Source organism: Alteromonas sp. W364, from assembly GCF_031846205.1.
GTDB lineage: Bacteria > Pseudomonadota > Gammaproteobacteria > Enterobacterales > Alteromonadaceae > Glaciecola > Glaciecola blandensis.
Map to the genome: position 1 here is coordinate 340,644 of NZ_JAVRID010000001.1, position 22,988 is coordinate 363,631.

At 41.0% G+C, this 22,988-nt stretch carries 23 protein-coding genes; 10 read left to right on the forward strand and 13 right to left on the reverse strand.

Going from position 1 to position 22,988, the window contains the following annotated elements; translation table 11 throughout:
• Positions 1 to 183: 183 nt before the first annotated feature.
• The 8 genes from acpP (at position 184) to RM556_RS01475 (ending at position 6,777) form a co-directional block, all read left to right on the forward strand.
• Positions 184 to 423 carry an acyl carrier protein gene (gene acpP / locus RM556_RS01440; RefSeq protein ID WP_018981476.1) on the forward strand — a complete coding sequence of 80 codons (240 nt, stop codon included), beginning with the start codon at positions 184 to 186 and terminating at the stop codon, positions 421 to 423.
• A 75-nt stretch (positions 424 to 498) separates the two neighbouring features.
• Entirely contained in the window at positions 499 to 1,743 is a 1,245-nt protein-coding gene (gene fabF / locus RM556_RS01445; protein WP_311360166.1) for a beta-ketoacyl-ACP synthase II, read from the forward strand.
• A gap of 140 nt (positions 1,744 to 1,883) precedes the next feature.
• The gene (gene pabC, locus RM556_RS01450) at positions 1,884 to 2,762 is read left to right on the forward strand and encodes an aminodeoxychorismate lyase (protein WP_311360167.1); all 879 of its coding nucleotides are present in this window, start codon (positions 1,884 to 1,886) and stop codon (positions 2,760 to 2,762) included.
• On the forward strand, positions 2,759 to 3,784 hold the full coding sequence (gene mltG, locus RM556_RS01455; protein WP_311360168.1) for an endolytic transglycosylase MltG: 1,026 nt from the start codon (positions 2,759 to 2,761) through the stop codon (positions 3,782 to 3,784). The genes pabC and mltG overlap by 4 nt, the downstream gene beginning before the upstream one ends.
• A complete protein-coding gene (tmk, locus tag RM556_RS01460; RefSeq protein ID WP_311360169.1) occupies positions 3,784 to 4,434 on the forward strand; it encodes a dTMP kinase in 651 nt (216 codons plus the stop codon). Before mltG ends, tmk begins: the two co-directional genes overlap by 1 nt.
• Complete coding sequence (gene holB, locus RM556_RS01465) at positions 4,431 to 5,333, forward strand: DNA polymerase III subunit delta' (RefSeq protein WP_311360170.1); 903 nt, start codon at positions 4,431 to 4,433, stop codon at positions 5,331 to 5,333. The genes tmk and holB overlap by 4 nt, the downstream gene beginning before the upstream one ends.
• Before the next feature lie 14 nt (positions 5,334 to 5,347).
• A complete protein-coding gene (locus RM556_RS01470; RefSeq protein WP_311373673.1) occupies positions 5,348 to 6,118 on the forward strand; it encodes a YchF/TatD family DNA exonuclease in 771 nt (256 codons plus the stop codon).
• Positions 6,115 to 6,777: a pyridoxamine 5'-phosphate oxidase family protein gene (locus tag RM556_RS01475; RefSeq protein ID WP_311373674.1), complete on the forward strand. Its 663-nt coding sequence runs from the start codon at positions 6,115 to 6,117 to the stop codon at positions 6,775 to 6,777. Before RM556_RS01470 ends, RM556_RS01475 begins: the two co-directional genes overlap by 4 nt.
• Here the strand turns inward: RM556_RS01475 and RM556_RS01480 are convergent.
• The 7 genes from RM556_RS01480 to RM556_RS01510 form a co-directional block, all read right to left on the reverse strand.
• Positions 6,774 to 7,172 carry a hypothetical protein gene (locus tag RM556_RS01480; RefSeq protein ID WP_311373675.1) on the reverse strand — a complete coding sequence of 133 codons (399 nt, stop codon included), beginning with the start codon at positions 7,170 to 7,172 and terminating at the stop codon, positions 6,774 to 6,776. The genes RM556_RS01475 and RM556_RS01480 overlap by 4 nt on opposite strands.
• Positions 7,173 to 7,351: 179 nt before the next feature.
• Entirely contained in the window at positions 7,352 to 7,948 is a 597-nt protein-coding gene (locus RM556_RS01485; RefSeq protein WP_311373676.1) for a protein-methionine-sulfoxide reductase heme-binding subunit MsrQ, read from the reverse strand.
• A gap of 32 nt (positions 7,949 to 7,980) precedes the next feature.
• A complete protein-coding gene (gene msrP / locus RM556_RS01490; RefSeq protein WP_311373677.1) occupies positions 7,981 to 8,991 on the reverse strand; it encodes a protein-methionine-sulfoxide reductase catalytic subunit MsrP in 1,011 nt (336 codons plus the stop codon).
• A 54-nt stretch (positions 8,992 to 9,045) separates the two neighbouring features.
• Positions 9,046 to 10,407, reverse strand: coding sequence for an anti-phage deoxyguanosine triphosphatase (locus RM556_RS01495; protein WP_311360176.1), 1,362 nt, complete (start codon positions 10,405 to 10,407; stop codon positions 9,046 to 9,048).
• A 179-nt stretch (positions 10,408 to 10,586) separates the two neighbouring features.
• Entirely contained in the window at positions 10,587 to 12,515 is a 1,929-nt protein-coding gene (locus tag RM556_RS01500) for an ATP-binding protein (protein ID WP_311373678.1), read from the reverse strand.
• Positions 12,516 to 12,658: 143 nt separating this feature from the next.
• Positions 12,659 to 13,267, reverse strand: a complete 609-nt coding sequence (gene yfbR / locus RM556_RS01505) for a 5'-deoxynucleotidase (protein ID WP_311360178.1) — start codon at positions 13,265 to 13,267, stop codon at positions 12,659 to 12,661.
• Between the two features lie 9 nt (positions 13,268 to 13,276).
• Positions 13,277 to 14,494 (reverse strand): pyridoxal phosphate-dependent aminotransferase, encoded by a 1,218-nt coding sequence (locus RM556_RS01510; RefSeq protein WP_311360179.1) that lies wholly within the window; start codon positions 14,492 to 14,494, stop codon positions 13,277 to 13,279.
• Between the two features lie 157 nt (positions 14,495 to 14,651).
• Between RM556_RS01510 and RM556_RS01515 the strand changes: the two genes are divergently transcribed.
• Both RM556_RS01515 and RM556_RS01520 read left to right on the forward strand, forming a co-directional pair.
• Complete coding sequence (locus tag RM556_RS01515) at positions 14,652 to 15,182, forward strand: hypothetical protein (RefSeq protein ID WP_311373679.1); 531 nt, start codon at positions 14,652 to 14,654, stop codon at positions 15,180 to 15,182.
• A gap of 127 nt (positions 15,183 to 15,309) precedes the next feature.
• A complete protein-coding gene (locus RM556_RS01520; protein ID WP_311360181.1) occupies positions 15,310 to 16,104 on the forward strand; it encodes a DUF2189 domain-containing protein in 795 nt (264 codons plus the stop codon).
• Positions 16,105 to 16,185: 81 nt separating this feature from the next.
• Here the strand turns inward: RM556_RS01520 and RM556_RS01525 are convergent, their stop codons facing one another.
• From RM556_RS01525 to cmoA, 6 genes are all read right to left on the reverse strand, one after another.
• On the reverse strand, positions 16,186 to 17,970 hold the full coding sequence (locus tag RM556_RS01525) for a sugar phosphorylase (RefSeq protein WP_311373680.1): 1,785 nt from the start codon (positions 17,968 to 17,970) through the stop codon (positions 16,186 to 16,188).
• A gap of 10 nt (positions 17,971 to 17,980) precedes the next feature.
• Entirely contained in the window at positions 17,981 to 19,210 is a 1,230-nt protein-coding gene (locus tag RM556_RS01530) for a glycosyl transferase (protein WP_311360183.1), read from the reverse strand.
• A gap of 33 nt (positions 19,211 to 19,243) precedes the next feature.
• Positions 19,244 to 20,104 carry an HAD-IIB family hydrolase gene (locus RM556_RS01535; RefSeq protein WP_409220042.1) on the reverse strand — a complete coding sequence of 287 codons (861 nt, stop codon included), beginning with the start codon at positions 20,102 to 20,104 and terminating at the stop codon, positions 19,244 to 19,246.
• Positions 20,094 to 20,981: a hypothetical protein gene (locus RM556_RS01540; RefSeq protein WP_311373682.1), complete on the reverse strand. Its 888-nt coding sequence runs from the start codon at positions 20,979 to 20,981 to the stop codon at positions 20,094 to 20,096. Before RM556_RS01540 ends, RM556_RS01535 begins: the two co-directional genes overlap by 11 nt.
• 201 nt (positions 20,982 to 21,182) lie before the next feature.
• The gene (gene cmoB, locus RM556_RS01545) at positions 21,183 to 22,151 is read right to left on the reverse strand and encodes a tRNA 5-methoxyuridine(34)/uridine 5-oxyacetic acid(34) synthase CmoB (RefSeq protein ID WP_409220035.1); all 969 of its coding nucleotides are present in this window, start codon (positions 22,149 to 22,151) and stop codon (positions 21,183 to 21,185) included.
• A gap of 1 nt (position 22,152) precedes the next feature.
• A complete protein-coding gene (gene cmoA / locus RM556_RS01550) occupies positions 22,153 to 22,905 on the reverse strand; it encodes a carboxy-S-adenosyl-L-methionine synthase CmoA (RefSeq protein ID WP_311373683.1) in 753 nt (250 codons plus the stop codon).
• Positions 22,906 to 22,988: the final 83 nt, after the last annotated feature.

Below are 22,988 nucleotides of genomic sequence, written 5' to 3' on the forward strand. Positions count from 1 at the left end.
AGCCTTTGAAAATAAAGGTATTAAAGCAATTTATTATAGAGAAAAGTTGTTTTGTAGGAAAATCCAGTGATAAAATTGTGGTTTGACCACAGCATTTATTGCGGGAATATCTTGCAAGCACTGAGGTAGGGAAATAAACTACCGTCGGAATTTTTAAAAGGTACGTAAAGGAAACCTGAAATTATGAGTAACATCGAAGAACGCGTAAAAAAAATCATTGTTGAACAACTAGGCGTAAAAGAAGAAGAAGTAAAATCTGAAGCCTCTTTTGTAGATGATTTAGGTGCAGATTCTTTAGACACTGTAGAGCTAGTAATGGCTTTAGAGGAAGAATTTGATACAGAGATCCCAGATGAAGAAGCAGAAAAAATTACAACAGTTCAATCTGCTATTGATTACATCAACGCTAACAAAGACGCGTAATTGAATCTTTAGAAAAACGGCTCTTTACGAGCCGTTTTTTTATTTGTGAGCAATAATTTTAGTACGGAGGCTATTGTGGCTAAACGTCGCGTAGTGGTTACTGGTATTGGAATGCTGTCTCCACTGGGTAATAATGTTAATTCCACTTGGGAAAACATATTAGCCGGGAAGAGTGGTATTTCTGACATAACACGTTTTGATGCAACAAACTTTTCAACCCGCTTTGCTGGTGAGGTTAAAGATTTTAACCCCGAAGAGTTTATTCCTCGCAAAGAAACAAAAAAAATGGATCGTTTTATCCAGTTTGGTATCGTCGCAGGCTTACAAGCATTGCGTGATGCAAACATCAACATCGATGAACTTGATGCTGAAAGAATCGGTGTATCGATTGGTTCAGGAATTGGCGGTTTGGAATTAATCGAAGAGAACCACAGTAAGCTGATTAACAGCGGACCAAGACGGGTTTCTCCATTTTTCGTTCCTTCTACTATTACGAATATGATTTCAGGCTTTATTTCCATTATGGAAGGCTTGAAAGGGCCAAACCTTAATGTGGTGACAGCGTGTACAACCGGTGTTCATAACATAGGTATCGCGGCTAGAACGATTGCATATGGTGATGCTGACGGTATGTTAGCAGGCGGCGCTGAAGCGGCTATTACGCCTCTTTCTATCGCTGGTTTTGGTGCAGCAAGGGCCTTGTCTACAAATAATGACAATGTTCAAGAGGCAAGCCGCCCATGGGATAGTGCTAGAGATGGATTTGTTATGGGCGAAGGTGCCGGGGTTGTCATGCTCGAAGAGTACGAACACGCTGTTGCTCGCGGTGCTAAAATCTATGCAGAGCTAGTTGGTTTTGGTATGAGTGGTGATGCTTACCACATGACTTCACCCCCAGAAAATGGTGAAGGCGCTGCCGCAGCGATGAAGAATGCGCTGAAGGACGCTAATATTGATGCTAGTAAAGTGGGCTATGTTAATGCTCATGGTACTTCAACACCGGCGGGCGACGTAGCAGAGGTCAGTGCTGTTAAGAGTATTTTTGGTGAGGCAGCCAAAACGGTGAAAGTCAGCTCTACAAAATCAATGACTGGACATTTACTGGGTGCAGCAGGTTCTGTCGAAGCGATCTTTACGATTCTTGCTTTGCGCGATGAAATGGCGCCGCCAACAATTAACTTGGATAATCCTGGTGAAGGTTGTGACTTAGACTTTGTCGCCAATGGTGCAGCTAAATTTACAGAAGACTATGCACTATGCAACTCTTTCGGTTTTGGTGGTACCAACGGTTCATTGTTATTTAAGAAGTGGAAAGACTAAGTGCCGTCGACTAGCGATTGCGACATGTAACTTTGCAATCCTATCATTAAGAAAAAAAAAGCCACTTTCAGTGGCTTTTTTTATGTGAAAACTTACACTAAGCATATGAACCCCATTAAAATTTTATCTTAAGTTTATACATGACGACTTTGCTCAACTTTATCGTGAATGAGGATCTTGCCCATAACGATAGAGCCCTCAATTACGGTGATGGATGCTTCACTACGATAAGGTGCTATAAAGGACAAGCTGAACTCTTGGGCTTGCATGCTGCTCGTTTGTATAATGATGCTAAACGACTCTCTATGTTTTGTGAAACTGAGGGGCTAACAGCAAATGATTTTCGACTATTGGTAAGCCATGGTGCCCAGAATAATTTTAGTAAGACAGACCATGACTATTATGTCACTAAAATCTTAATTTCTAGGGGGAATGGAAATAGAGGCTATGCACCAGATGACCCCTCGGTGCCAACAATCATTATTTCGCATCATCATTTGGCTGACACTAAACGGTCTCCAATGCACATTGGGATCAGTGATGTTTCTCTCTCTCAACAGCGGCTGTTGGCAGGCATAAAACATTTAAATCGCCTCGAACAGGTCCTTGCGAAGCTTCATTTGAAAAAGCAGAGAGGGTGGGATGATGCATTAATGCTCGACGAGCAGAAACGTGTCATTGAATTAACCGCTGCTAATGTGTTTTTTAAAGTGGGCGACGTTTGGTATACACCTGAATTGACAAAGTGTGGTGTGAGTGGCGTGATGAGAACCTGTATTTTTGAGTATTTAGATGAACAGAGCATCGCTTACAAAGTGGGTGACTATCACTTGTCGTTTTTAGCAACAGCTAGCGCTGCGTTTTGTTGCAATGCGCTCAGTCATCTTAGAATAATTCAGTCCCTTGAGTATTTAGAAAATATAATTGAGTTCGACACGGCAGAGTCAGAAAAGCTCTCCATTCAAATAGACCAATTCATCTCGCTTGACCTTGAAGAGCAGTGTAAGGAAAACACTTGAAAATAAAAAAACGATTTATAGCTTTATCTTTGTTTATTTCTAGTGTGCTTGCCGTCTATGTTGGGTACGCGCATGTAAAGAATTTTGGATTCCAATATCAAATTCTTAAAGATGATATGACAATGAGTATTTCAAAAGGACAAACAGCTCATTCCTTACTTTCTGTGTTACAAAACGAAACGCAATTCGACAGCATACTCGTTGCTAAGTTCTGGCTAAAGTTGAACCCTCAATATAGTCAAATTAAAAAGGGCTATTATTCATTCGAAAAGGGCGAAAGTCTTGAGGATGTTTTTACCAAAATCTCTAAGGGATTAGTTGCTCAGTTTTCAGTGACGCTAATAGAAGGGCTCACCTTAACGCAATGGTTAGAAACACTGGCTACGAACGAGTACCTCGTTAATGATATTGAAAATGTAGATAACTTGTATGACACAATTGTTGTCGATGAAAACTCATTCTGTGCGAATAAGTACCGATCCCTTGAAGGGTGTTTGCTTGCTAATACTTATTTCTTTGAACGAGAGACAAAAGCAAGTGAGGTAATCAAGCGCTCCTTTGTCGAAATGCAAAAACTATTGAATGACGCTTGGACGAAGCGCTTTCTAGATACGCATTATCAAAACCCTTATGAGCTCCTTATAATGGCCTCGATTATAGAGAAAGAAACAGCGGTACCAAGTGAGCGAGGAATTATTGCTGGCGTTTTCGACAATCGGCTTGGAAAAAACATGCGTTTACAGACAGATCCAACCGTGATCTATGGTATTAAAGACTTTGATGGTAATATTACACGTAAGCATTTACGTGAAAAAACACCGTACAATACATATGTTATTCGAGGTCTGCCAATTACGCCTATAGCGATGGCAGGACCAGATTCCATTTACGCAGCAGCACAACCTGAGTTAACAGACGCGATTTATTTTGTCGCAAAAGGGGATGGCACTCATCACTTTTCTGAAACCTTAGCTGAGCACAATGCAGCGGTTCGAAAATATCAGTTAAATAAAGGAAAGTGATGACGCCATCATTTATTGTTGTCGAAGGTTTAGAGGGCGCAGGAAAGAGCTCTGTGATAGCTCTCATACAATCATTTCTTGAACAAAAAGGTCACTCAGTGACTTGTACTCGAGAACCAGGCGGTACGCCAATGGCTGAAGCGATCAGAGAGTGTGTTAAACATGATTGGGACGAATTTGTAACGCAAGAAACAGAATTGTTACTCATGTATGCAGCGCGCAGTCAACTCGTTCAGAACGTCGTTCAACCTGCATTAGAGCGCGGTGATTGGGTGATTGGTGATCGTCATGATATGTCATCAAAAGCATATCAAGGCGGGGGCCGAGGAGTACCCTTAAGCGACCTCGAGGCACTTAAACAAATTACTATTGGGCAGTTTGAACCAGACCTTGTTTTGTATCTTGACGTTGAACCCAGCGTAGGACTAGAGCGTGCGCGTGGACGAGGCGAATTAGATAGAATCGAACTGTCTGGAATACAGTTTTTTGAGAAAGCCCGTGCGATGTATAAGCAATTGGTTGCAGAAAGCACCAAAGCGATTGAGATAAGTGCTATGCAAGCAATGGATGAAGTGCAAGCCGAGGTTATTCGCAACTTAAATGAATGGTATTTGCGCATGGCTTCTGAGACAAAGGTGGGGATGGGATGATTTATCCTTGGTTACACCGCACCTTCGGACAGTTAATTTCCCGGTATGATGCAGGTACATTGCATCACGGCATACTTTTTATGGGTGCAAAATCACTTGGTAAGACAGAACTGTGTGAATCTTTAGCCGCGAGTCTGTTATGCCAAACAAAACCAAGAAGTGACGCTGGCGCATGCGGAAACTGTAAGTCCTGTTTATTGTTATCAGCGGGGTCACATCCTGATTTGAACATTGTTATTCCTGAAAAGACTCAGATTGGTATTGACCAAGTGCGTTCAGCCATTGCTAAGTTAAATCAAACGGCTCAACTCAGCGGTAACAAAGTCCTCGTCATTCCTAACATTGAATTAATGAGTGAGTCGGCAAGTAACTCATTGCTGAAAACACTTGAAGAACCGACGGCGAATACGTATTTGCTGTTAACGAGTAATGAAGCACAAAAGCTACTACCGACGGTGCTTAGTCGCTGTGAAAAAATTACGATTGCAGCGCCGAGTTACCAAGAAAGTGCTTCTTGGCTGAAAACCCAAGACCTTGAAATCCCGTCGCAGGAAGCGATGCTAGCGAATGCAAATTCTCCTCTACGTTATCTTGCATCATTGTCAGATGACTCGCAGTTTAACTTCAGTGATTTTGAAAAGGCGCTTGGACACCTTAAAAGTGGCCAGGAGAGTCCAAGTCGACTTGCTGAAGTATGGAAAGCTGAGGCTAGCAATATGAGTAACTGGCTGGCGCAATACTTCTTGAATGAGTATAAAACCAAGCAAGACGAGAAGCTATTTAATAGTTACCAGAGCTGCCTAGAGACGGTGAAGTTGCTGTCGCACCCTGGCATAAATAAATCCCTATTACTGTTTGATTTGTTAACTCAAGCTCAAGCGGTACAAAAACAAATTTAACTTGGAGTATATTCTTGTTCGTTGATTCACATTGTCACCTAGATCGTTTGAAAAAGTCAGAGTCTGAACTGATTGATGTTGTAGCAGCTGCAGAAAAGAGGCGTGTTGAACATATGCTTTGTGTCGCAGTATCTGTGAAAGAATTTGAAGATATGCGGAATAGAGTGAAGGGCTTCGATAATGTATCAATGTCTTGCGGTGTGCATCCTCTACATAACGAAGACGTTTGCTCTTTTGACGAGCTGCTAAGCCATGTTTCGCGAGACGATGTCGTTGCTGTGGGTGAGACTGGTTTGGACTATTTTTATAGTGCCGAGACCAGAGATGTACAAAAAGCTTCTTTTGTTGACCATATCATTGCCGCAAACAAAGTGAAAAAGCCACTGATAATACACACAAGAGATGCTAGGGAGGATACTATATCCTTACTGAAAGAACATAAAGAAGCGCATACCACTGGTGTTTTGCACTGTTTTACGGAATCTCTAGAGATGGCACAGGAAGCGATGGAACTGGGTTTCTATATTAGTATTTCAGGTATCGTAACGTTTTCTTCAGCCAGTGAACTAAGGGAGACCGTGAAACAAATTCCTTTGAATAGACTACTTATTGAAACCGATAGCCCATGGCTTGCTCCTGTACCACACAGGGGGAAAGAGAATGAGCCAGCGAATGTAGTCGATGTTGCTTACTTTATTGCTGAACTAAAGGGGATAACGGTCGCTGAATTAGGTAAAGCTACGACTGAAAACTTCTATACATTGTTTTCACATATCAACAAATGAACACACAATTATTTCCGCCTTGGCGTCAGCGTTTAGTTAGAAGCCTCCATCTGAATAGGAGTCAGCCGCAATCGCGTTATTATCAAGTCGCAACTGTCGATGGCAGTGGCTTACCCAAAAATAGAACCATGGTGTTTAGAGGCTTTGAGGATGGTAATGATAACTTGTTGTCGATTACAGATAGACGCAGTGAAAAAATTATCGATTGGCAAGAGCAAGAGAACAAGACTTTTGAGTTGTGCTGGTACTTCGCTAAAAGTCGCGAGCAATATCGAGTGTCAGGTAGGGCTAAATTACTCTTTGCTAGCGATTTACCTAAATATACGGCGGGTGAAGCGGAAAATAGTCAGCTGATCAAAACATGGATTGAATTATCGCAAAACGCCCAACAAGCGTTTTATTTAGACACTCCGAAAACACCCTTTTGTGATAATTCCGAAATATCTGATATTCAAGGTAGTGACAACAACAAATTATCGACGAATATCAAAAAAACGAATATCAATAATGCAGAGGTCATTCGCAATATCAGTGAAAATTTTGTACTTGTTTCTTTCATTGCGGAGTCCGTTGATTATTTGAATTTAAGAGCAACACCACATGAGCGCCTGCTATCGGACAAACCTCAATCATGGCAAGAGCGCAAGGTCTTCGCTTAAGCTTTCTCTAAAGAAAGCATTTGTTTGCGATTAAATCTTTCTTTATCACCTATGAAAACTAAGTCGGTGCCACTAAACAAGGCCATTTCTTTTAAGAACGCTATTTGGTTCAAGGAGAATTGCGCGTCTGTGTGGATGATTCGACAAGTTTTTGCAAATAATAACTTTTCGATAATATCAAAAGCGTTAAGTGAGGCCGTAGGTGACAACTGAAGTACAAGTTCTTCGGCAGATACCAATTGAGTTTTATCAGATACGTGTGCAACCCAACGTTTGAGTGGCAGGTGCGCTCTAACTGAATTGTGCGCCAACTTAGTTGTTGGCAGGCTAGACAGTGAAGCAAAATGCATTGGCATTAGAGCTTGTGTAGACAGTTCGACGTTGTTAATACTCATATTAGTGCTCCTAATTAAAGGACAGATTTCAGAAGTGATAAACTTTTTTAGCCAACAGACAAAGCTTGATGTTGTGCTTCTATAAAGATATCAGGGTTCGTTCAATCTATTCTTATAGCTGTATTCTTATCCATGTTGTATGTATATACAGTAGTACTGTATAAATAAACATGCAAGCACTAATTGAAAATATTTTTGATTTTTTTTCGTTTCATAATGATTAAGGACAGCACTATAGCGATATAAATAGCGGGCTCTATCCAAGATGACTTCACTAACCACAAATAATGTATGCACCCCAATATAACCGCAAGATAAGTCAAATTATGTAATTTTTGCCATGATTTCCCCATTTTTCTTTTTATATAAGGAAAACTGGTGAGAGCGAGTGAACTGAGTATGATAAACCCAGTAAAGCCAACGGTGATATAGGGCCGTTCAATAATTTCAGCAGCAATTAAACGAAACTCGAATTGCAACTCAAACGCAATAAATACGATGAAGTGAGCGAGTACATAAACCGCCGAGTAGACCCCAAGAGGGCGCCGAAAAACCATGACTTGCGCAAACTTTAGGTGTTGCGCAACAAGACTCACAACTAAGCTTGCAACAAGTAGGTTTAAGGCACCAATACCGGTAAAATCCAATAAATATTGCACCGGATCCCCAGGTAGTTGAGCGGTAAATCCGGCATAGAAAACCCACGTTAGCCAAATGAGTGTAATTAAGTGAAGGCTAAACTGAATAGTTTTTATTAATGCTGTATTAACTCGCATTGGCTTCATATTAAAATACTACGAAAACGACACTAATAATACTTACGCAAATTCATGCCAGCGTAGAGAGGTGCAACTTCGTCATAACCATTAAACGGTAGAGTATCAATACGATCTTGCGCGAGTAAACCGCCTCCTGTGATCCTTCTCTCCCGAGCCTGTGACCAACGAGGGTGGTCGACCTTCGGGTTGACGTTTGCGTAAAAGCCATATTCGTTTGGTGCAAGGATATTCCAAGTTGTAGGCGGCTGTTTGTCAGTGAGTGTTATTTTGACAATTGATTTAATACTTTTAAAACCATACTTCCATGGCACGACTAATCGAATTGGCGCACCATTTTGGGCGGGTAATGTTTTACCATACATGCCGACACTCAATAAACTCAGCTGCTGCATCGCTTCATCTATCCGCAGTCCTTCAACGTATGGGTAATCAACACCACCGCCAGTAAAGCGACTGCGCTGTCCTGGCATCTGTTTAGGATCGTATAAGGTTTGAAAAGCGACATACTTTGCGCTTGAGAGCGGGTCCGCTTGTTTTATCAGCTCAGCTAAAGAAAAACCAACCCAAGGGATCACCATTGACCATGCTTCGACGCAACGTAGCCGGTAGATGCGCTCTTCAAGGTCAAAGCGTGAATATAAATCCTCTAAGTTTAACTTCTGTGGTTTATTAACTAAGCCGTCAACAGTTAAACTCCATGGATCTACTTTAAAACCTTGCGCACGCTTTACTGGATCGCCTTTACCGGTGCCAAATTCATAAAAATTATTATAACTAGTCGCTCTTTCTTCAGGTGTTAATATTTGCGAATCAGGGCCACTTTTCTTGAAGGATAGAGGAGACGTTTTAAAAACCGGGTCATCGTCACTCGAGAACCAATCGAATGGACCCGCGTTAGCGTTGAATGCATTGCCTGCTAGCAGAGAACCTGCACCAATGTAACCCAGTTTCTTCAAGATTTCTCGACGCTGCAGGTACACCTTTTCGTCGGTTACATCACTTTCTGTGAGGTCGTGTTTTTTTCGAAATTTGAATATCATGACAAGGCCTTTTTCATTTTTAAATTAGACCCTGTTAACTCATTATATATTTCACTAAGGCGTTAAAGAGTCTGTGACGGCGTTCGATTTGGGTAAGAATAAATGGGTATATAGGCGCGTCGCATACTCATCTGTCATTCCAGAAATGTAATCAGCAATCACACGAAACTGTTGATGCTGATTATCCGGTGCAGTCTTACTGTCCAATTCTACAGCCTCCATCCATCGCTTCGCAGTGTTTGCCGGCAATAAACGCTCTGGCTCAGAACTAAATGCTTCAAACAACTCCATCACGATCTGCTGACCTTTATACTCCAACAATTGCAATTCGGGTTTACGAATAACGAATTCATATACGAAGGACTTAAAAAGGCTCAGTGCTTTCGCATACTCTGCAGGAAATTTGGCGTTGTAATCTAGGATATCAGCCTCAAAAATACCTTGCTTTTGAATGCTTATCGCTGTGATAAAGGTATTCACAAGTGCACCAATAGCATTTTTCCGTTTGTAAGGGATAGCGCTAAATAATTGTTCAGTAATATTGATGATATTTTCTGATAAACCATTGATATCCATGTTTAAAATTGCTTTTACCACTTGGTTTTGAAACTCGTCACGCGTAACCATTGACATCACAATGGCGTCTTCAAGATCATGAATAGCGTAAGCAATATCATCGGCTAACTCCATAATTGAGCAGTCTACCGATTTATATAATGTTCTGGCGTGCCGGTTATCACCGACTAATGATTCGGAGAATATTTCTTGATCGAGTTCTGATAAAGGCGAAACAACCCAATCAAACGCGGCCTTATCACACAAATATAAACCTTTAGGCGGATGCCATTGTTTGGATTTTACTAAACGGTGAGTGTGAGGTTTCGCTTCAGTAATGGTAGTGTTCTTTAAATTATCGATATAATTTGGATATTTAATTAAGCCTAATAGTGTTCTTCTTGCTAAATTCATACCGTCATCAGGGCTATAAGTTTCTAGCTTTGTAATGATCCTAAATGTCTGTCCATTACCTTCAAACCCACCGTAATCATTCATCATGTAATGCAGTGCAACTTCACCGCCATGGCCAAAAGGTGGATGACCAATATCGTGCGCTAAACAAAGACTTTCAATGAGATGCTCGTCAATCTGTAATCGTTTCGCCAGTTCAGTTTGCTTTTGCCAAACTTGCGAAGCTATGCCAGTACCAATTTGCGCCGCTTCAAGAGAGTGGGTGAGCCTTGTACGATAAAAATCACTAATACCTATGCCCAATACCTGCGTTTTCGCTTGTAAGCGCCTAAAGGCCGCTGAATGCATTATTCTCGCTTTATCTCGCTGGTACGCAGAGCGATGGTCTCCATCACGCTTTTCAACTCTTTGTAAGGCGCGTTCAGACCAGACATCCACTATACTCATTACGTATCCTTATGATTTGACTATTTCTACGATTGAAACAACGGCGCCTTAATGCTCTTTTCCGCTAAATGGCTCGGTTTTTGTCCAGGTGAACTAATACTTTGGCTGTTATCATTCCCACTGTTCGTCTGAGGTGATTTTTTGTCTGATTTAGTCATAAAAGTTCCGCTTAGATGTCACTATAACTGCATAAGAATTTGATAAAAGCTGTCAAACTTAATGGGACGTTCGACAACGTGAGTAAAACCAGCATTAAAGTACATCTTTTGATCTTCGAGCTTAACCTGATTACATATCGCAATAATAGGAATATATTTATTTTCTCGTCTGATTTTTTCACACAGGTTCATTGCGTTAATCACAGGTAAGTCTTCGTCCACAATGACAGCAGTGAAACTCTTCAACTTTCTATAACTTTCAATGGCTCGTTTGCCATCGATTTCTGTAATGACTTTAGCACCCGTTGGGCGAAGTAACTGTTGTACTATTTTACTGCTTTGAGGCTTATCTTCTGCAAATAAAATGGTATGTTTAGAAAGGTCTGGGACAGCTTGAGTCAGTGTTGAAACGCCTTCGTTTGTGACATTATCTTTAATCACGGGGAGGGGAAGTGTCACCGAAAACTCTGAGCCTAAACCCACCGTTGACTCCAAAGCAATTTCGCCACCCATCAACGACACAAGTTTTTTGGATATCGCTAATCCCAGCCCAGCTCCACCAAATTCTCTCGTTGTTGTTTCATCTACTTGTCTGAATGGTTCAAAAATATGGCTTTTATCGTCCTCGCTAATGCCAACTCCCGTATCTTTCACTGTGAGTTGAAAGAACTGATGGTCTCCACTTGCCGCAATCGAAATATTCCCATTGAGGGTGAATTTCACCGCGTTTGAAATTAAATTATCGATAATTTGATTGAAGCGTAAAGGGTCGCCCAAACGATTATTTGCGAAATCACTCGGTATATCCACACTCAGTTCGACACTAGGTCGAATCTCTGGCCTATACTTGCTTATTACGTTTTCGAGTAGCTCTTTGACGTTTAAATCAACTTGGCCAATATCGAGCTTTCGAGCATCTAGTTTTGATAAATCGAGTACATCGTTTAAAATTTGAAGCAGTTCATATGAGGACTGGCTTGCCATATCAATAATAGAGCGTAACTCATCATTGAAGTCATAGCTCTGAAGTATCTGAATTGCCCCTAAAACAGCATTCAATGGCGTTCTAACTTCATGGCTAACATTGGCAATGAAGCGTCCTCGAGCAGCATTTGCTTCTTGCAGGAGCATAGCGTTTTTTTGGGCAATTGTTGCCTGCTCTAATAACTTATCGTTCTGCAATTGTGTTTCGGTAACGTCGTTACAAGTACCAATAATACGCACGACCTTTTGAAAATCGTTATAAAACGAACGGGCCTTGAGCTTAATATATTTGATATTACCCAGCGGAGTAACCGTTTGAAAGACAATATCAAGCACATCATCAGTATCACCTTTTTTCATGCCGCTGTTTATCTGATCCATAAACATGTCGCGATGATCAACATGGATTAAGCTCACCCAGTCGTGAAACTTTATCGTCTTTTGAGTTTGGCGAGCGTCGAACAAATTGTACATTGATACGTCCCAATACAACTCATTGCTGTCGACTCTATAATCCCAGGTACCTGTATTGGAGTTTAGTAACGCAAGTTCAACACGCTCTTGATAATAATTATTCTGTTCTGCTAGTTCGACGGTATGAGTAATGTCTTGAAATAATGCGACCCGTTTGCTTATCTTATTTACTTCACCAATAAATTCACAACAATAACGAAGCCAACGATCCTTGCCTTGGGATGTTTTAAAAACCACTCTCAACTCAATTGGACTTAGATTAGATTCACCTAGACTAATACGATTCTTTAATAGCTTTTGAGTATGTTCAGAAAAGCAGGGTAGGTCCCATTCCGCGGGTATTTGCGAGTCATTTCTTTCTAAGCCAAGCAAATTAAGCAGGTTATTAGATACACTAACTTGACCAGTGTCGTAGTCAAACAGTAATGTGCCAGTTTGAGTATACTTTTCAACTAAACTTCGTTGGTTAGGCGTGTCTAATAAAGAGTGCAATTTTGGCTAGTTCCTTATATCTGAAATTCCATCGTTAAGCGTTTATTGATGTTCCTAAAATCGCGTCAGTAGAACTTAGAGTATTCTTGTATTTACAGTTCATAGCAAGAGTAAGTTCACTATTCGTCATTGCTAGTTATTCACTATTCCGCTAATTGGTCGACGCTAACAAAGCATTTGTCCTTAAAAATACTCAAGAAGTAGTCAACTTCTGGCATTTCTTCTTGGTATTGTTTTAACATGCGTTCAAGCCTGGTCTTCACATGTGAGAACTCTTCATTTTTGAAACGTAGTTCATCACAGGCCTTGAGATAGGCAGATATTAAATCAGCAGCCTTTACCAATGACTTATATTCACTATCAACTTCTTTTTGCACTAGCAACGGCTTGAAGATAGGCTGCAATTCCAAGGGAAGTGTTTTTAAACACTCGAGCTCCGCCATTTCTTCAATTTTTTTAAATTCACGGGTCAAGTCTGGGTTGTGATATTTAGTGACATGATTAATATCCTGTAACTTGGTTTCCGATACCTCGTGATACAACGCGATCGTTGCCGCCTTTTCAGCATTTAGATTGCCATCGAAATAAGTGTTTCTGATAACCGCAAGTAAATGGGCGATGACAGCAACTTGATGGCTATGTTCGGCAACGTTTTCGCTCTTTAGTGTGTGCATTAAAGCCCATCTTTTAATTAGGGGCATTCTAAGTATCCAAGCTAAAAAAGCGCTGTGCTTATTCTGAGTCAATGTCATGGTTCTCTGTTAATTTTGAGTGTAGTTGTCGAAAAACTGTTTAATTTGGCCCAAGGCCGGACGCAATTGCTCTTTGTGTGGCAAAAACACTAAACGGAAATAACACCCGTCAGTCAGATTGAATGCGCTGCCATGCACAAGTAATATTTTCTTTTGGTTGAGCAGGTCTAGTACCATGTTAACGTCGTTTTTGATGTTGAATTTTTTGGCGTCAACGCTAGCAAAACAATACATTGCCCCCATCGGCTTGCTGCAGTGAATACCATCGATCTCGTTTAGCATTTCATAAGCAAGATTGCGCTGCGTAAACAGGCGACCATCACCAGCAATCAATTCATTAATACTTTGATACCCACCCAACGCGGTTTGAATCGCATGTTGGCAGGGAACATTGGAACACATCCGCATTGAAGACAATATGGTTAAACCATCGATGTAACTCTTTGCACTGTCCTTATTACCGCTAACAAGCATCCAGCCAGCTCTAAAACCGGCGACTCTATAGTTCTTGCTGAGTCCGCTAAACGTGACGCAGAATAAATCAGGTGCCAATGACGCAATGCAGGTATGTTTTGCATCGTCGTATAAAATCTTGTCGTAGATTTCATCACTATAAATAATCAAATTGTGTTTGCGTGCTATCGCAGCAAGGTCGAGTAGTATTTCCTTACTGTAAACGGCGCCGGTAGGGTTGTTCGGATTAATGAGAACAATAGCTTTGGTATTTTTGGTGATTTTTGATTCGATGTCTTCTAGATCAGGGAACCAACCTGCATGTTCATCACAGCGATAGTGCACAGCTGTCCCAGAAGAAAGGTTGACCGCTGCTGTCCATAAAGGATAATCAGGTGCAGGTAGTAAAACCTCATCTCCTGCATTTAACAGAGCTTGCATTGACATCATAATTAATTCGCTGACGCCATTGCCTAAATAAATATCTTTTACTTTGATATTGGTGATGCCCATTTGCTGGTAATACTGCATAACCGCAACGCGCGCACTGTAGATGCCTTGAGCGTCAGTATAGCCCTGAGCTGCTGGCAGTTGATGAATCACATCTTTAAGAATATCGTCTGGTGCTTCAAAACCAAATGGCGCTGGATTACCAATATTCAGTTTCAATATTCGTTCACCCGCTTCTTCCATTTTGTTCGCTTGCTCCAATATTGGCCCTCGAATGTCGTAGTAAACATTTGCCAATTTATTCGAGCGATTAATCGTAGACATGGTGCATTAACTTAAGATATTGATTTATATAGACCTAGAGGATAATACAGCTAAGCCTAAGTGTTAAGCGCTTTGTCACTATTTGTCACACTTTTTCATTGGCTAATTTTTCAACGACTAGGTTAAGATACCAAACAATGAAAATGTGGAGAAATACATGCCTGCACCTTTACTATGGCTTGGCGCTGCTTGTCTTGGCTTATATGCTACGAACAAAGCCAATAATGCCTATTTAAAACACAACGAATATGTGAGCTTACTGCCAGGAGAGTCTACTAAACGAGTAGCGCCTAGAAACGGTGCTATTGTGACTTGTGGTATATATGGCGTCTTAGACCATACTGGTATATGGGTGAATGGCAATATTTACGAATTGAGTGGTGCCGGCTTGATTCGCTGTATTTCACCTCGACGCTTCTTAGAAAATCGTAGCGGCGAATCAATTTTTGTTGCATGTGACGATGATTACCGGCCACTGGCTGCTGAAGCCGTTGCCCAACGTTGCATTGATAATTTATATCATACCCGGGATTATCATGTGTTGAGTAATAATTGTCATCAGTTTGTATTAGAGATGCTTAGCGGCGAAAAACAAAGAATTACTAGCTTCAGCGAATTGAATGAAGCAATTGCTTCAATGTTCATGAGCCCCGTGAGCTGGCATCAAGCTAAAATTCAAACTTATTGAGATAGGTCAGTAAATGTGCGACTAAATTTTGAACTAAACAGTGAAGTGGATTAGTATAAACTTGAGTTAAGTAAATATTCTTAAGCTCGACAGTAAGTTAATGACTAAACGCTAAATAGGAGATGTTATGTCTCAGCAGTTCGATGAAATGCCAGAAACAGCGATTAATAGCAGTGGTATCGCACGTGTTATACCCTGTAAAAAATTGGCAGTGTTCGATTCATTAAAATGGATCTCACTTGCCATTAACGACTTTAAAAAAGCACCTGTAATCAGTTTGACTTACGGCGCCGCTTTTACACTCATCCCTTGGATTATCTTCTACCTCATAGAAACGACAGGGTGGTATATGATCATATTCCCTGCGATGGTTTGTTTTATGTTGCTAGGACCCTATTTAGCCGCGGGTTTATATGATGTTTCATGGCAATTTGAGAAGAAACATAAACCCTCATTGCGACATTCATTAAAAGCGATGTCCCGTAACGCTGTAAATGAATGGGCATTTGGTCTTTTATTGATGGTGCTAATGTTATTTTGGCTACGTATTGCGTCTCTGATTCATGCGCTTTACCCAAGTCACATGGAATACTCCTTAGCTAATTTATGGCCATTCTTGATTATGGGTACCATAGTGGGCGCGGTTCTTACGGTCATTGTATTTTTCATAACGGCGTTCACACAGCCGATATTAATGGAACGCAGAGTTGATTTGGCAACAGCGGTATTAACCAGTATGAACGCTGTTTGGTTGAATAAAAGAGCAATGTTCTTTTGGGCATCAATTATCGTTTTCTCGGTGTTTTTAGGCTTCGTTACCTTTTTCTTTGCGTTCTTGTTCATTATGCCAATAATTGGCTATGCTAGCTGGCATGGCTACATTGATACAATTGAAGTAAAGAGAGAAAGGGGCTACGAATAAGCGCCTGCAACTTACTAAAAAAGACCACTCGAAGTGGTCTTTTTTTTGCCTTGATGTACTGCTTTCAAGGTTATTGGCAGGTTATCCGGTAGATTTGTTAGATATCCACATGGTTTGATACGGTTTTAGCACCAAGTCTTCGGTGTTAGGGTCTATCGGCTTTTCTCCAATCAGATCAAACCACAGACTATTTTCTATTAAGTTAATGTCTGAAAGCCTAACTTTCTTGGTCTTGTGAGATATGTTCGATATACAGAAAATACTTTGTTGACGGTCAGCGCTTTGACGCCAGTACCCAAATATTCGTCTACCGAGTTGCAGGGTAAATTGCGTTGCATTTGGATGAAAGGCTGCTTGTGAGCGACGAATTCGAATCAACATTGACAGGGACGAGAGAACTTTCGTGTGCATAGAATTGTCATTGTCTAAGTGAGTCACGAGTGATTTATAATCCCAGCGGTGCCTATTGATACCACGGTTTTGCCCGGTGTTTAATACTTTTTCTTCGTCGTTTGGGGTGCCCAATAATGAGTGGATATAAATACCGGGTATTCCTTCTAAACCCAGCATGATAGCGTGAGCACAAATAAAGCGCTGTAGTTGATACTTATCAGCACCTTCTAACGTGCCTTTTAGTGCATCAATTAATGCAATATTCAATTCATAAGGCTTTTGTTCACCGTTTTCAGTGGCTCGCCAAGACACTCGCCCGCCAAAGTTTTGCATACAATTGGCTAAGCTAGTGAGCTCTTCATCACTTAATAGGCCCTCGGCTGGCCTTAAACCAATACCATCATGAGAGGCAATAAAATTGAAATAGGTAGTCCCGTTCTGAGCCGGCGGCATACTCATCATCCAGCTTTTCAAATAACTGCAATCTCCGGTCACTAGCGTATTTAACAATAGGGGTGGAAGCGAGAAATTGTAAATAGCATGAGCTTCGTTAGCATTACCAAAATAAGTGAGGTTTTCTCTATTTGGTATGTTTGTTTCGGTAATAATGACAGTTTCTGGTTCAGCATGTTCAATCAGAGTTCGCAACAAACGAACAACTTCATGTGTTTGATGTAAATTAATCGACGGACTTCCCGCGACTTTCCATAAAAAGGCGATCGCATCGAGACGGAAAATCTTTGTTCCTTTATCGAGGTATAGACGGATAATATCCACAAACGTAAGCAACACTTTTGGATTTCTGAAATCAAAATCGACTTGATCGTGACTAAAAGTACACCAAACATGTTCGATACCACTTGCTGTTTCAACTTCCTTTAGTAAGTCTGATGTCCTGGGCCTGACGACCGCTTTCAAATCATCGCTTGGAGAGGCTGTAAAAAAGTAGTCTGAGCCGATACCATCTTTCGCAATAAAGTTCTGAAACCACTGACTTCTTGAAGAGCAATGATTAATCACCAGGTCCGTCATTAATCCATATTTATCCGCGATCTTTTCTATATCAGACCAATCCCCTAAGCTTTGATTAACTATTGAGTAGTCGATTACTGAAAAGCCATCATCTGAGCTGTAAGGAAAGAAGGGTAATATGTGCACATGACTGATAATCGAATCAGCATAGTCCTCAAGGAAACGTAAGAGGGTCTTCAAGGGTTTTTGTTGATAACCAAACTCGCTCGTGTCCATATTCTCGACGATACTGTCACCATAGGTGATCATTATGATGTCAGATTCATCCCAGCGATTTTTATGAGGCGTCGGATAGTGGCAATCTTCAGCTGATTGTATACCAATCTTTGAAATCAGTTCTGGGACAATCGTTGTAATATCACTGCTGTTTAGCACACCCTCATAAATCACTTCTAGGTGGTGTTTAACTTTCTCTTGTAAGTTAACAAAAACATCTGCCATATCGCGCTCCTTATGCTTTTTTACTGAACTCTTCAGAGTCGGCTTCGACAGCTTCTTTAAGTCTTTCCAATACATCTGGCTTGGCGCTTACTACTCGGTTCCAACTTGGAATAAATGGCGTTTCCATGGGGTTATCTAAGAAGCTTTGGCCTGCTTTCATGATATTTTGAGCGAACATTTCTACCGCTTTTTCTTCGCTATGAATGTCTAGTTTTAGTCCATTCATGATTGCATCGTTGTGATAGGTTTCTATAAAGTCTAAGGCAATTCGAAAGTAGGTTGCTTTTATTGTTCTGAAGGTTTCAGTATTGAATGTCGTGCCTTGTGTCGCTAATTTTCTAAACAATGCCTTAGTAATATCTATCGACATCTTCGATAGGCCACCATGTTCGTTGTTTAGTGACAAGTCTTGGTGCTTATGATCATAGGTTTTTGCAATATCCGCTTGGCAGAGCCTATTATGAGAATAGTTCCTATGCATTTCTGACAGCACACCTATTTCTAAGCCCCAATCGCTTGGAATTCTAATATCGTTAAGTACATCTCGGCGGAATGAAAACTCGCCAGCCAATGGATATCTGAAGCTATCCATAAACTCAAGATATTCATTTGAGCCTAGGGTAGTTTTTAGAGCACGGAGTAGTGGTGTGACTAATAGTCGAGAGACTCGGCCATTTACCTTGCCGTTAGCAACTCTGGCATAGAAACCTTTGCAAAACTCGTAATTAAACTGTGGGTTAGCAACCGGATAGATGAGTCTGGCGAGCAAAGAACGGTCATAAGTTAAAATGTCGCAATCATGCAAAGCAACGCTCTCTACTTTACCTGACGCTAGGATGTAGCCCATGCAGTACCAAACGTTCCTGCCTTTACCCAACTCCTTTGGTGCAAGCCCTAGTGCTTGTAGTTCCGCATCTAAAGCTTGAAGTCTTGGACCATCATTCCAAAGAATACGGTGATGCTGTGGTAGTTTTGCGAAAAAGTCGATGGCATAGCGATACTGGGCTTCGTCTGCTCGGTCTAAACCAATAACGATTTCAGACAAATAAGGAACGTCTTTAATATGCTCTATGGTAGCAGGTAATGCTTCGCCTTCAAGTTCGGAAAACAAAGAGGGTAAAATTAAGCCGAGTGGTCTTTTGCTAGAGAACTCTACTAATTCTGACTCTAGCTCATCTATAGAACGATCCTCTAGATTATGTAGTGTCGTTACAATCCCATTTTGATAAAAATCAGCCATGAGTTTCTCCTAGTTTATGATTAAATATTCCAATTATTTCGCAAAAAATACAGACTCTGGAATGAGCTGATCGAGCACTTCCGCCCAGCCCTCAGGGCCGTACTTATTGCTTGTATATAGTTTTACTGTGCGTTCTAGTGGTGGCGGAGGATTAACGGGTGACGCGATGCGAACCGCGGTATCTGCTACTTCCAGCATCGCAATGTCGTTCTTGCCATCACCAAGCGCGATTGTGCTAACAGTAATTTTGCGATGTTGGCGTTGATACTCTTTGAGTAACCACAATAGTGCGATACCTTTATTGTTGTCACCACAAATGTGCAAGAAGCGACCGCCTTTAAGAGGGTGGGCCCCCAGCTTGCGGACATGGGCAATGAACTTATCCATTTCCTCTTCGCTACCTTTCCATAACAAAGGCTCACCAAACTGCCTTTGCGCCGCTAAACTCCCATCTGCTTCTTCTAATCCTGTCACTTCCATTATGCGGCCAATACTCATGCTGGAAAATGCTTCAAATAAATGCCCAAATTCTGGTAACACTTTGTTAATCAAGCCTAACCAGTATTGCCGTTTTGAGCTAAAAGACTTCATCCAGTAGCCATCCTGCCAAACTGCGCCACGAGGTTTTTCAGGTAAAAAGTCTTTGTCTATGTATATTGCAGCTCCATTCTCTACGATAAATGGGCCCTTTATACCGAGCCTCTTTCTAAGGGAGATCAGCTCAGCAAACGTTTTGCTCGTGTTTGGAATGATGGGAATACCGTGATTCAAAAGGCGCGTCATGCATGCAACTGCTGCCTCGTGTTCGTAGGTATAATGGTCTAACAGAGTGCCATCGAGATCGGTAAAAACGAGCACTTGTCGCTGATATTTCGTAATTAAATCACTTTGCATTGTGAGCGCTTTTGGTAATTGTTCGTTCATTGTCTAACTCAAATATCCAGTCACTGATGAACTCCAGTGTACACAAACTATGCTCAGTTAGTCTCTGATAATATTGAATAAACTCTGCAATCTCTTTATCGCTCATGATCTCTGCTTTGTTTCCGACCTTTTGCAATAGTTTGTGTTCTTGCTGGCAACGCCATTTATAAACGCTGTCAAAAGAAGGCGCTTTTAAAAATATCCATTTATCCATATAACGATAAAGTGGCATGTAGTCGTTTTTTAACTTTCTGTTCACGTAATTACGCCATTCACCAGTCTGGTCTGAATACTTTTCTAGGTCGTTAAGCGGTGTCGACAGTTGCTCATTGGCTTGTGACGGTACTCCCCAGCACCAACCTTCAAAGATAACGACACCAATTTGTTCAAGAATTTTGGTATGTAAGGTTGTAGCACTGCGATCATCAATAGATTTATCGAAACGTGGGATAAGGGAGGGACTTCCTTGCTTCAGCGAATGCAGCACGCTTGCAATTAATTGCGTATCGTGAGTACCGGGTACCCCCCTTGTTGATAACAAAGGATGGATATCATCGGCTAGAGTCTGACGTTCAGATTTCTTCAAATAGAAATCATCTAACGACAGCACAAGACAAGATTTCTCATACACGTTTTCCAATATATATTGGATTAAACCGCTCATGGTTGATTTTCCAGAACCTTGGCAGCCATTTACGCCAATAAATACTGTTCTCTTTGCCTTGTTATGGTGCAGCGATATCTCTTCGATTAGCGGAGTGAACCAACTTAGTGCAGTGTCCAAATAAGTCTTTGGCAATGATTCTTGCTCAATAAATTGATTGATGCATTCTTCGAGTTTTAGCATTTTTACCTTAAGATTCTTATTAAATAGGGCATTGAACACATCTCAGTGAAAAAAAAGCTGCTAATATTAATTGCTTTTTGCTCAAATGATGGACAATGAGTGCCTCTATTTAACATGATAATGTCTTATACTTTGGGTCTATGTGTTCTGTATAACAAGCTTTATGCCAATACATAAAGCATAGACTCCCAAAACAGGTAATTATTTCTTTTTAGCAGTAAAAACTGAACGAGTAGGGGCGGGATATCCTTCAATGGTTAAACTAGCATCATTAGGATCTAAAAAATCAGCTAAAGAATGGTTCGTCATCCACTCTGTGGCTCTTTGTTCTTCACATGTTGTAATTGACTCATCAACTAACTGTATATCGATAAATCCAACTCGCTCTAACCATTGTTTGAGCGCTAAGTTACTGGGTAAAAACCATACATTTCGCATTTGTGCGTAGCGTTCACCTGGCATTAGCACTGTGTCGATATCACCATCAACAACAATTGTTTCTAATACCAGTTGTCCTCCTGACCTAAGTTGGTTTTTTAATTGATATAAAAACTCAATGGGATCACGCCTGTGATACAACACTCCCATCGAGAATACCGTATCAAAACGATTTTCAGATGGCATATCTTCAATACCTAGTGGGAGATAATGAATGGGAGAGTTAGAAAGGTATTTCTTAAAAATACTAAACTGATAAAAAAACAGTTCCGTGGGGTCTATACCAACAACCAGTTCCGCCTTTTCGCCGAGCATTCTGAACAGGTGGTAGCCACTCCCACATCCGACGTCCAACACTTTTCTTCCCTCGAGAGTTTCGATGTGCTGCACGACACGGTCCCATTTCCAGTCTGAACGCCATTCAGTGTCAATATCGATACCAAATAAAGAGAAAGGTCCTTTTCTCCACGGCATGAATTGTTTGAGTACGTTTTTGACATGAGATCGATGGCCTGAGCTCAAGGCTTCGTCTGCATCAAAGCTGACTGATGCCTTCAACTCGACAGAAGCAGGAGTGATATCAGGGAGTTGTTTTAATTGTTGTTGCCATTTTGTGCTATCACCGTGCCGGGCTGAATTTTCCCAAGCCTCTAATTGCGGCATCAGGTGCGCTATCCACGGTTCCATGTCTGTATTGATAAGCGCTTGGTACATAGCTGACTTCCAATTCATTCTAGTCCCCCTTAATTGCACAGAAAGAAGCGAAATTAAACTGTTGGTACCAGATACTCACGGCACTAAATCCTGCTGCTTTTAATCTATTTTCGTGTTCTGTGAATTCATCTAATATCATCACATTTTCCAAGGCTGTTCTTTTTTGCGCAATTTCTAACTCACTGTAGCCATTTTCACGCTTGAACTCATGGTGACAGTCGATAATTGCGCTATCAATTTTTGGGTGCCCGAGTTTTATTTTTTCTGACAATATTAATATACCACCGGGTACTAAGGCTTCATGAATCTTTTTCATGAGCGCATCACGTTTAGTTTTATCGATGAACTGTAAGGTGAAATTCATCACAATCACACTGGCTGGTTTGAAATCAATACATGCAATGTCATCTTTTATAATGTGAATAGGGGAGCCATAGTTATAGTTATTTACGTTACGTTGACAACGGGAGACCATAGCAGCGGAGTTATCAATACCGATAATCTCCAGACCAGTCTTATTGATTTGCTTTGCCATCGAGAGGCTTGCTGCACCGAGAGAGCAACCCAAATCATAAATATGCGTATTGTCCTGAGCAAAAATAGCGCTCAGTTTGCCTATACCATCTATGATATTTTTATAGCCCGGAACTGAGCGGGCTATCATATCAGGGAAGACATCAGCTACTTGGTCATTGAATGAAAAATCTCTTACTTCCTCTTGCTTGCTACTGTATATTCTATCTTTGTTGTCGCTAGGTGTATTTTTAGCCATGGTATCTCAGTTATGGAACAAGCAATATGATCATTAATAATCGAGTTGCTGTTAGGAAATGTCGTCACTTTTGAAGCAATGCA

What these genes read in the sequence shown, in the direction of transcription:
- acpP (WP_018981476.1), top strand. Translation starts at nt 184, where the DNA reads ATGAGTAACATCGAAGAACGCGTAAAAAAAATCATTGTTGAACAACTA.
- pabC (WP_311360167.1), top strand. Translation starts at nt 1,884, where the DNA reads ATGACGACTTTGCTCAACTTTATCGTGAATGAGGATCTTGCCCATAAC.
- tmk (WP_311360169.1), top strand. Translation starts at nt 3,784, where the DNA reads ATGACGCCATCATTTATTGTTGTCGAAGGTTTAGAGGGCGCAGGAAAG.
- holB (WP_311360170.1), top strand. Translation starts at nt 4,431, where the DNA reads ATGATTTATCCTTGGTTACACCGCACCTTCGGACAGTTAATTTCCCGG.
- RM556_RS01475 (WP_311373674.1), top strand. Translation starts at nt 6,115, where the DNA reads ATGAACACACAATTATTTCCGCCTTGGCGTCAGCGTTTAGTTAGAAGC.
- RM556_RS01480 (WP_311373675.1), bottom strand. Translation starts at nt 7,172, where the DNA reads ATGAGTATTAACAACGTCGAACTGTCTACACAAGCTCTAATGCCAATG.
- RM556_RS01485 (WP_311373676.1), bottom strand. Translation starts at nt 7,948, where the DNA reads ATGCGAGTTAATACAGCATTAATAAAAACTATTCAGTTTAGCCTTCAC.
- msrP (WP_311373677.1), bottom strand. Translation starts at nt 8,991, where the DNA reads ATGATATTCAAATTTCGAAAAAAACACGACCTCACAGAAAGTGATGTA.
- RM556_RS01495 (WP_311360176.1), bottom strand. Translation starts at nt 10,407, where the DNA reads ATGAGTATAGTGGATGTCTGGTCTGAACGCGCCTTACAAAGAGTTGAA.
- yfbR (WP_311360178.1), bottom strand. Translation starts at nt 13,267, where the DNA reads ATGACATTGACTCAGAATAAGCACAGCGCTTTTTTAGCTTGGATACTT.
- RM556_RS01510 (WP_311360179.1), bottom strand. Translation starts at nt 14,494, where the DNA reads ATGTCTACGATTAATCGCTCGAATAAATTGGCAAATGTTTACTACGAC.
- RM556_RS01515 (WP_311373679.1), top strand. Translation starts at nt 14,652, where the DNA reads ATGCCTGCACCTTTACTATGGCTTGGCGCTGCTTGTCTTGGCTTATAT.
- RM556_RS01520 (WP_311360181.1), top strand. Translation starts at nt 15,310, where the DNA reads ATGTCTCAGCAGTTCGATGAAATGCCAGAAACAGCGATTAATAGCAGT.
- RM556_RS01525 (WP_311373680.1), bottom strand. Translation starts at nt 17,970, where the DNA reads ATGGCAGATGTTTTTGTTAACTTACAAGAGAAAGTTAAACACCACCTA.
- RM556_RS01530 (WP_311360183.1), bottom strand. Translation starts at nt 19,210, where the DNA reads ATGGCTGATTTTTATCAAAATGGGATTGTAACGACACTACATAATCTA.
- RM556_RS01535 (WP_409220042.1), bottom strand. Translation starts at nt 20,104, where the DNA reads ATGCAAAGTGATTTAATTACGAAATATCAGCGACAAGTGCTCGTTTTT.
- RM556_RS01540 (WP_311373682.1), bottom strand. Translation starts at nt 20,981, where the DNA reads ATGCTAAAACTCGAAGAATGCATCAATCAATTTATTGAGCAAGAATCA.
- cmoB (WP_409220035.1), bottom strand. Translation starts at nt 22,151, where the DNA reads ATGAATTGGAAGTCAGCTATGTACCAAGCGCTTATCAATACAGACATG.
- cmoA (WP_311373683.1), bottom strand. Translation starts at nt 22,905, where the DNA reads ATGGCTAAAAATACACCTAGCGACAACAAAGATAGAATATACAGTAGC.